The sequence below is a fragment of the Ramlibacter sp. genome, assembly GCF_041916345.1.
Taxonomy (GTDB): Bacteria; Pseudomonadota; Gammaproteobacteria; order Burkholderiales; family Burkholderiaceae_C; genus Ramlibacter.
The window spans coordinates 116,076-124,377 of sequence record NZ_JAYRZR010000003.1; the positions used below are offsets into that span (position 1 = coordinate 116,076).

The 8,302-nt window shown below is 66.8% G+C and carries 9 protein-coding genes; all 9 read left to right on the forward strand.

What is annotated here, in order from left to right:
* Window positions 1-65: 65 nt before the first annotated feature.
* On the forward strand, window positions 66-773 hold the full coding sequence (locus ACE3T5_RS01800) for a succinate dehydrogenase iron-sulfur subunit (protein WP_374663809.1): 708 nt from the start codon (window positions 66-68) through the stop codon (window positions 771-773).
* A gap of 8 nt (window positions 774-781) precedes the next feature.
* Window positions 782-1,081 carry a succinate dehydrogenase assembly factor 2 gene (locus tag ACE3T5_RS01805; RefSeq protein ID WP_374663811.1) on the forward strand — a complete coding sequence of 100 codons (300 nt, stop codon included), beginning with the start codon at window positions 782-784 and terminating at the stop codon, window positions 1,079-1,081.
* A 17-nt stretch (window positions 1,082-1,098) separates the two neighbouring features.
* Window positions 1,099-2,409, forward strand: coding sequence for a citrate synthase (gltA, locus tag ACE3T5_RS01810; protein WP_374663813.1), 1,311 nt, complete (start codon window positions 1,099-1,101; stop codon window positions 2,407-2,409).
* A gap of 153 nt (window positions 2,410-2,562) precedes the next feature.
* On the forward strand, window positions 2,563-3,534 hold the full coding sequence (locus ACE3T5_RS01815; protein ID WP_374663815.1) for a LysR substrate-binding domain-containing protein: 972 nt from the start codon (window positions 2,563-2,565) through the stop codon (window positions 3,532-3,534).
* Window positions 3,535-3,552: 18 nt separating this feature from the next.
* Entirely contained in the window at window positions 3,553-4,974 is a 1,422-nt protein-coding gene (gene leuC, locus ACE3T5_RS01820) for a 3-isopropylmalate dehydratase large subunit (protein WP_374663817.1), read from the forward strand.
* An 11-nt stretch (window positions 4,975-4,985) separates the two neighbouring features.
* On the forward strand, window positions 4,986-5,120 hold the full coding sequence (locus ACE3T5_RS01825) for an entericidin A/B family lipoprotein (RefSeq protein ID WP_374663819.1): 135 nt from the start codon (window positions 4,986-4,988) through the stop codon (window positions 5,118-5,120).
* Window positions 5,121-5,771: a 3-isopropylmalate dehydratase small subunit gene (gene leuD / locus ACE3T5_RS01830; protein WP_374663821.1), complete on the forward strand. Its 651-nt coding sequence runs from the start codon at window positions 5,121-5,123 to the stop codon at window positions 5,769-5,771.
* A 4-nt stretch (window positions 5,772-5,775) separates the two neighbouring features.
* Window positions 5,776-6,867 (forward strand): 3-isopropylmalate dehydrogenase, encoded by a 1,092-nt coding sequence (gene leuB / locus ACE3T5_RS01835; RefSeq protein WP_374663823.1) that lies wholly within the window; start codon window positions 5,776-5,778, stop codon window positions 6,865-6,867.
* An 80-nt stretch (window positions 6,868-6,947) separates the two neighbouring features.
* Window positions 6,948-8,093: an aspartate-semialdehyde dehydrogenase gene (gene asd, locus ACE3T5_RS01840; RefSeq protein ID WP_374663825.1), complete on the forward strand. Its 1,146-nt coding sequence runs from the start codon at window positions 6,948-6,950 to the stop codon at window positions 8,091-8,093.
* The last annotated feature ends 209 nt before the right edge of the window (window positions 8,094-8,302 follow it).

Sequence of the window (8,302 nt, forward strand, 5' to 3'; positions counted from 1 at the left end):
GTAGGTTCTCCTACGTACTTCCGCCCCAGCCCCGAAGCGACAAGAATTCCCGAACGGACAGCCCCATGCAAAAGCGCACCTTCCAGATCTACCGGTACGACCCCGACAAGGATGCCAAGCCGTACATGCAGACGGTGGAGATCGAGCTCGAGGGCAACGAGCGCATGCTGCTCGACGCCCTGATGAAGCTCAAGGCCCAGGATCCCACGCTGTCGTTCCGCCGCTCCTGCCGTGAAGGCGTGTGCGGCTCCGACGCGATGAACATCAACGGCAAGAACGGCCTCGCCTGCCTGACGAACCTGCGCCAGCTCGGCGACAAGCCGATCGTGCTGAAGCCGCTGCCCGGCCTGCCCGTGATCCGTGACCTGATCGTGGACATGACGCAGTTCTTCAAGCAGTACAACTCGATCAAGCCGTACCTGGTGAACGAGTCCATCCCGCCCGAGAAGGAGCGCCTGCAGTCGCCCGAGGAACGCGAGGAACTCAACGGCCTGTACGAGTGCATCCTGTGCGCGAGCTGCTCCACCAGCTGCCCCAGCTTCTGGTGGAACCCCGACAAGTTCGTCGGCCCGGCCGGCCTGCTGCAGGCCTACCGCTTCATCGCCGACAGCCGCGACCAGGACACCGCCGCCCGCCTGGACAACCTGGAAGACCCGTACCGCCTGTTCCGCTGCCACACCATCATGAACTGCGTGGACGTGTGTCCGAAGGGCCTGAACCCGACCATGGCGATCGGCAAGATCAAGGAGCTGATGGTCCGCAGGGCCGTCTGACGAGCGCCATGCAGGACGACGCCGCGCTGCTTGACGAACGCTCGCTCAGCAAGCTGCGCTGGCGCTGCCGCCGCGGCCTGCTGGAGAACGACCTGCTGATCGAGCGCTTCTTCGCCACCCACGAAGCCAGCCTGACGGTGGGACAGGCACGCGGCTTGCAGGCCTTGATGGACCTGGCCGACAACGATCTGCTGGATCTGCTGCTGCGGCGCAAGGAAGACATGGGTCAGCCGCTGGACGGGCAGACCCGGGAAGTGCTGGAGATGCTGCGCAGGCCCGCAGCCGCATCCCCCGGCATTGGGCATTGAAACTGATAGGAACCCCCATGAAACTCGCTGACAACAAAGCCACGCTGTCGTTCTCGAACGGCGGCCCCAGCGTCGAACTGCCCGTCTACCACGGCAACATCGGCCCGGATGTCATCGACATCCGCAAGCTGTATGCGCAGACCGGCATGTTCACCTACGACCCGGGCTTCCTGTCCACCGCGTCGTGCCAGTCGGGCATCACCTACATCGACGGCGACAAGGGCGAGCTGCTGTACCGCGGCTACCCCATCGAGCAGCTCGCCACCCAGTGCGACTTCCTGGAGACCTGCCATCTGCTGCTGTACGGCGAGCTGCCGGACGTCGCCCAGAAGAAGGACTTCGTCTCGCGCGTGACCAACCACACCATGGTCAACGAGCAGATGCAGTTCTTCCTGCGCGGCTTCCGCCGTGACGCGCACCCGATGGCGGTGATGACCGGCCTGGTGGGCGCCCTGTCGGCCTTCTATCACGACAGCACCGACATCAACAACCCGCAGCACCGCGAGATCGCGGCGATCCGCCTGATCGCCAAGATGCCCACGCTGGTGGCCATGGCCTACAAGTACAGCGCCGGCCAGCCGTACATGTACCCGAAGAACTCGCTGTCGTACTCGGCGAACTTCATGCGCATGATGTTCGCCACGCCGTGCGAGGAATACGAGCCGAACCCGGTGCTGGTGCGCGCGATGGACCGCATCTTCATCCTGCACGCCGACCACGAGCAGAACGCCTCCACCTCCACGGTGCGCCTGTGCGGCTCGTCGGGCACCAACCCGTTCGCCGCCATCGCGGCCGGCGTGGCCTGCCTGTGGGGCCCGGCCCACGGCGGCGCGAACGAGGCCGCGCTCAACATGCTGGAAGACATCCAGAAGATGGGCGGCGTGGCCAAGATCGGCGAGTTCGTGGCCAAGGTGAAGGACAAGAGCTCCAACGTCAAGCTGATGGGCTTCGGCCACCGCGTGTACAAGAACTACGACCCGCGTGCCAAGCTGATGCGCGAGACCTGCCACGAGGTGCTGAACGAGCTGGGCCTGCAGAACGACCCGCTGTTCAAGCTCGCGATGGCGCTGGAGAAGGTGGCGCTGGAAGACGAGTACTTCGTCTCCCGCAAGCTGTACCCGAACGTCGACTTCTACTCCGGCATCGTGCAGCGCGCCATCGGCATTCCGGTGAGCCTGTTCACCGCCATCTTCGCGCTGGCCCGCACGGTGGGCTGGATCGCCCAGCTCAACGAGATGATCGGCGACCCCGAGTACAAGATCGGCCGTCCGCGCCAGCTGTTCACCGGCTCCGAGAAGCGCGACGTCAAGCCGCTGGCCGAGCGCTAGGCCGCGTCCCGCCTCCAGTTGGAAAGCCCGCTTCGGCGGGCTTTTTCACGGGTGCGCGCAAGCGTGCAGGACGGTCATCGTGATCCACGATGGCAAGAAGGTATTGCCATGGGAGAATGCCGCCAGGCCATCGTCTCACGCGATGACATCCCCATGCGCCCCACCGAACGCTCCTTCGCCCGCCGGATCGACCTGACCTCGCTGCAGCTCTTCGTGGCCGTCTGCGAGCTGGGGTCGATCGGCCGCGCGGCCGAGCGTGAGTTCATCGCGGCATCGGCAGTGAGCAAGCGCCTGTCGGACCTGGAGACCACGCTGGAGACGCCGCTGCTGTACCGGCACACGCGCGGGGTCGACCTGACGCCGGCCGGCCAGAGCCTGCTGCACCACGCGCGTTCGGTGCTGTTCAGCCTGGAGAAGATGCAGGCCGAACTGTCCGAGTACGCCGATGGCGTGCGCGGCCACGTGCGCATCCACGCCAACATCTCGGCCATCGTGCAGTTCCTGCCGGAGGACCTGGGCGCGTTCAGCGCCGGGCATCCGCAGGTGAAGATCGACCTCGAGGAGCACCTCTCGACCGAGATCCTGCGCGCCGTGCAGGAGGGCGCGGCCGACCTCGGCATCTGCCACGCCGGGGATGGCGCGGCCGCGCACGGGCTGCAGGCCCTGGCCTACCGCAGCGACGAACTCGTGCTCATCGTGCCGCGCGGCCATGCGCTCGCCCGCGAGCACCGCATTGCCTTCGAGGACACGCTGGAGTTCGACCACGTGGGCCTGCACACCAACAGCTCGATCTATCGCGCCACGCGCGAGGCGGCGGCCGCGGCCGGCCGCGCGATCCGCCTGCGCATCCACGTCACCAGCCTGGACGCGATGTGCCGCATGATCCACAACGGCCTGGGCATCGGCGTGATGCCGCGCCGGGCGTTCGAGCTCATGCATGGCGTGGGCGATCTCGAAAGCGTCCCCCTGGCCGATGCCTGGGCCCGCCGCGAGATCCGCCTGGTCGCCCGCGACTTCTCCACCCTGCCGCTCACGGCGCGCCTGCTGGTCGACCACCTGCGCGAACGCGCCGAGGCAGCGGCGCCCCCGGCGGCCCAGGCCGCGCCGAATAAAATCACTGCCTAGCAAGGACACCCAAGCCCCATGGCCCGCACGCTGTACGACAAGATCTGGGACGAGCACGTCGTCCACACCGAGGAAGACGGCACGTCCATCCTCTACATCGACCGCCACCTGGTGCACGAGGTCACCAGCCCGCAGGCCTTCGAGGGCCTGCGCGAGGCCGGCCGCAAGGTCTGGCGCGTGAGCTCCGTGGTGGCCACGGCCGACCACAACACGCCCACCACCGGCTGGGAGCGCGGCTACGACGGCATCACCGATCCGATCAGCAAGGAGCAGGTGACCACGCTCGACAAGAACATCGCGGAGTTCGGCTCGGCGGCGTACTTCCCCTTCCTGCACAAGCGGCAGGGCATCGTGCACGTGATCGGGCCGGAGAGCGGCGCCACGCTGCCGGGCATGACGGTCGTCTGCGGCGATTCGCACACCTCCACCCATGGCGCCTTCGGTGCGCTGGCGCACGGCATCGGCACCAGCGAGGTCGAGCACGTGCTGGCCACGCAGACGCTGCTGGCCAAGAAGGCGAAGAACATGCTCGTGAAGGTCGATGGCGCGCTGGCGCCCGGCATCACGGCCAAGGACATCGTGCTGGCCATCATCGGCCGCATCGGCACGGCCGGCGGCACCGGCTACACCATCGAGTTCGGCGGCTCGGCGATCCGCGCGCTGTCGATGGAAGGCCGCATGACGGTGTGCAACATGGCCATCGAGGCCGGCGCCCGCGCGGGCCTGGTCGCGGTGGACGACAAGACCATCGAGTACGTGAAGGGCCGTCCCCTGGCCCCCACGGGCGTGGAATGGGACCAGGCCGTGGCCTACTGGCGCACGCTGCAGTCCGACCCGGACGCGAGGTTCGACACCGTGGTCGAGCTCGACGCGGCGCAGATCCGCCCGCAGGTGACCTGGGGCACCTCGCCCGAGATGGTGACGGGCATCGATGGTGCCGTGCCCGACCCGGACAAGGAGAAAGACGCGAATAAGCGCAACGCGATCGAGCGCGCGCTGGCCTACATGGGCCTGCAGCCGGGCAAGCCCATGAACGACATCTTCGTCGACAAGGTGTTCATCGGCTCCTGCACCAACAGCCGCATCGAGGACATGCGCGAGGCCGCCGCGGTGGTGAAGAAGCTCGGTCGCAAGGTCGCGCCCAACATCAAGGCCGCGCTGGTCGTGCCCGGCTCGGGCGTGGTCAAGGCACAGGCCGAGCGCGAAGGCCTGCACGAGATCTTCCGCGCCGCGGGTTTCGAGTGGCGGGAGCCCGGCTGCTCCATGTGCCTGGCCATGAACGCCGACCGGCTGGAGCCGGGCGAGCGCTGCGCCTCCACCAGCAACCGCAACTTCGAGGGCCGCCAGGGTGCCGGCGGCCGCACGCACCTGGTCAGCCCCGCCATGGCCGCCGCCGCGGCCGTGCACGGTCATTTCGTCGACATCCGTCAATTCGCCTGAAGGAGAGACCCATGAAGAAGACCATCGCCACCCTGTTCGCCCTGTCGTTCGCCTTCGTGCTCGCGGGCTGCAATACCGTCAAGGGCGTCGGCCAGGACATCCAGAAGGCCGGCGAGAAGATCGAGGATGCGGGTAAAAAGAAATAAATGGACAAGTTCACCGTTCACAAGGGCCTCGTCGCCCCGATCGACCGCGAGAACGTCGACACCGACGCGATCATCCCGAAGCAGTTCCTGAAGTCGATCCGCAAGACGGGCTTCGGCCCGAACCTGTTCGACGAGTGGCGCTACCTGGATCCGGGCGAGCCCGGCCAGGACCCCGCCGTGCGCAAGCCCAACCCGGACTTCGTGCTCAACCAGCCGCGCTACCAGGGCGCCTCGGTGCTGCTGGCCCGCAAGAACTTCGGCTGCGGCTCCTCGCGCGAGCACGCGCCCTGGGCGATCCAGCAGTACGGCTTCCGCGCCCTGATCGCGCCGAGCTTCGCCGACATCTTCTTCAACAACTGCTTCAAGAACGGTCTGCTGCCCATCGTGCTGCCCGAGTCGGTGGTGAGCCGGCTGTTCGACGAGGTGGCGGCCTTCCCCGGCTACACGCTCACGGTGGACCTGGAGCGCCAGGTGATCGTCAAGCCCGACGGCACCGAGATCGCCTTCGAGGTGCAGGCCTTCCGCAAGTACTGCCTGCTGAACGGCTTCGACGACATCGGCCTCACCCTGCGCCAGTCCGACAAGATCCGCGCATTCGAAGCGCAGCGCCTGGTCACCAAGCCCTGGCTCGCCCACACCCTGCAAGGTTGAATCCATGAAGATCGCAGTGCTGCCGGGCGATGGCATCGGCACCGAAATCGTCGCCGAGGCCGTCAAGGTCCTGAACGTCCTGGACCTGAAGTTCGAGATGGAGACCGCCGACGTCGGCGGGGCCGCCTATGACCGGCACGGGCATCCCCTGCCCGAGGCAACGCTGAAGCTCGCGAAGGAGGCCGATGCCATCCTGTTTGGCGCCGTCGGCGACTGGAAGTACGACAAGCTGGAGCGCCAGTTCCGCCCCGAGCAGGCCATCCTGGGCCTGCGCAAGAACCTCGGCCTGTTCGCCAACTTCCGGCCCGCCATCTGCTACGAGCAGCTCACCCATGCCTCCAGCCTCAAGCCCGAGCTGGTGGCCGGCCTGGACATCCTGATCATCCGAGAGCTGACCGGCGACATCTACTTCGGCCAGCCGCGCGGCCGCCGCCAGGCGCCTGATGGGCACTTCCCCGGTGCCGAGGAAGCCTTCGACACCATGCGCTACACGCGCCCGGAGATCGAGCGCATCGCCCACGTCGCCTTCCAGGCGGCCCGCAAGCGCAACCAGCACGTCACCAGCGTCGACAAGGCCAACGTGCTGGAGACGTTCCAGCTCTGGAAGGACGTCGTCACCGAAGTCGGCCAGCAGTACCCGGATGTGAAGCTCGACCACATGTACGTGGACAACGCGGCCATGCAGCTGGTGAAGCAGCCCAAGTTCTTCGACGTGGTGGTCACCGGCAACATGTTCGGCGACATCCTGTCGGACGAGGCCGCCATGCTCACCGGTTCCATCGGCATGCTGCCCTCGGCCAGCCTGAACGCCAGCAGCCAGGGCCTGTACGAACCCAGCCACGGCAGCGCGCCGGACATCGCGGGCAAGGGGGTGGCCAATCCTTTGGCTACAATCCTGTCCGCTGCCATGATGCTCCGCTACTCCCTGAACCAGCCCGAAGCCGCCGACCGGATCGAATCCGCGGTGAAGCACGTGCTCGCCCAGGGCCTGCGCACGGCGGACATCCACTCCGAAGGCACCACGAAGGTCGGCACCACCGCCATGGGTGATGCCGTCGTGGCCGCGATCACCACCAAGAAGATTACCAAGAGCTAGCAAGCTCCGGTTCGTCGCGCGCCCTCCCCGGCCTCAGACGAGCCGGGGACACCAGATCCAAAACTGAAAGGGCGTTCGACATGAATCTCAAGGCACAACAACCCCTGGTCGGCCTCGTCGGCTGGCGCGGCATGGTCGGCTCGGTCCTGATGGACCGCATGCAGGCCGAAGGCGACTTCGGCCTGATCGAGCCGGTGTTCTTCTCCACCTCCAATGCCGGCGGCAAGGCCCCGGCGCAGGCGAAGAACGAGACCACCCTGAAGGACGCGTTCGACATCGACGCCCTGAAGAAGTGCGACATCGTCATCACCGCCCAGGGCGGCGACTACACCACCGAGGTCTTTCCCAAGCTGCGCGCTGCCGGCTGGAACGGCCACTGGATCGATGCCGCCTCCACCCTGCGCATGAAGGACGACGCGGTCATCATCCTGGACCCGGTCAACCTGCCGGTGATCAAGACGGCCCTGGGCAAGGGCGGCCGCAACTGGATCGGCGGCAACTGCACGGTGAGCTGCATGCTGATGGGTGTGGGCGCGCTGTACAAGGCCGGGCTGGTAGAGTGGATGACCAGCATGACCTACCAGGCGGCGTCCGGTGGCGGCGCCCAGCACATGCGGGAGCTGCTCACGCAGTTCGGCACGCTGAATGCCGAGGTGCGCGGCCTGCTGGATGACCCGAAGTCGGCCATCCTGGAAATCGACCGCAAGGTGCTGGCCCGTCAGCAGGCCCTGAACGCCGAGGAAACGGCCAACTTCGGCGTGCCGCTGGGCGGCTCGCTCATCCCCTGGATCGACAAGGACCTGGGGGCCGGCGTCAGCCGCGAGGAGTGGAAGGCCGGCGCCGAGACGAACAAGATCCTCGGCCAGGGGGAGGCGTTCGGCACCACCGCGGTGCCGGTCGACGGCTTCTGCGTGCGCGTGGGGGCGATGCGCTGCCACAGCCAGGCCCTCACCTTCAAGCTGAAGAAGGATGTGCCGCTGGCCGACGTGGAGGCGATGATCGCGGCGGACAACGCCTGGGTGAAGGTCGTGCCCAACACGCGCGAGGCCACGATGCAGGGCCTCACGCCCGTGGCCGTGACCGGCACGCTCACCATCCCCGTCGGCCGCCTGCGCAAGCTCGCCATGGGCCCTGACTACCTGGGTGCCTTTACCATTGGCGACCAGCTGCTGTGGGGCGCCGCGGAGCCGCTGCGCCGCATGCTGCGCATCCTGCTGGATGCGTGACGGGCATTGACCACGCGGCGGCAGGAGACTGCCGCCGCGCGTTGCCGGTTCACAACAAGGACCGTGGCGGGTTTGGCGCGTGCATGGCCTGCGCCGAACTTCAAAGGTGTCTCAGCTTGTCAGTCTAAGACATTGATGTTATGGTCCTTTTTCGAAATTAGCCTCGAGGCGATGGGCCGCATGAAGAGAAAAAGACTGCCTCCAGACCG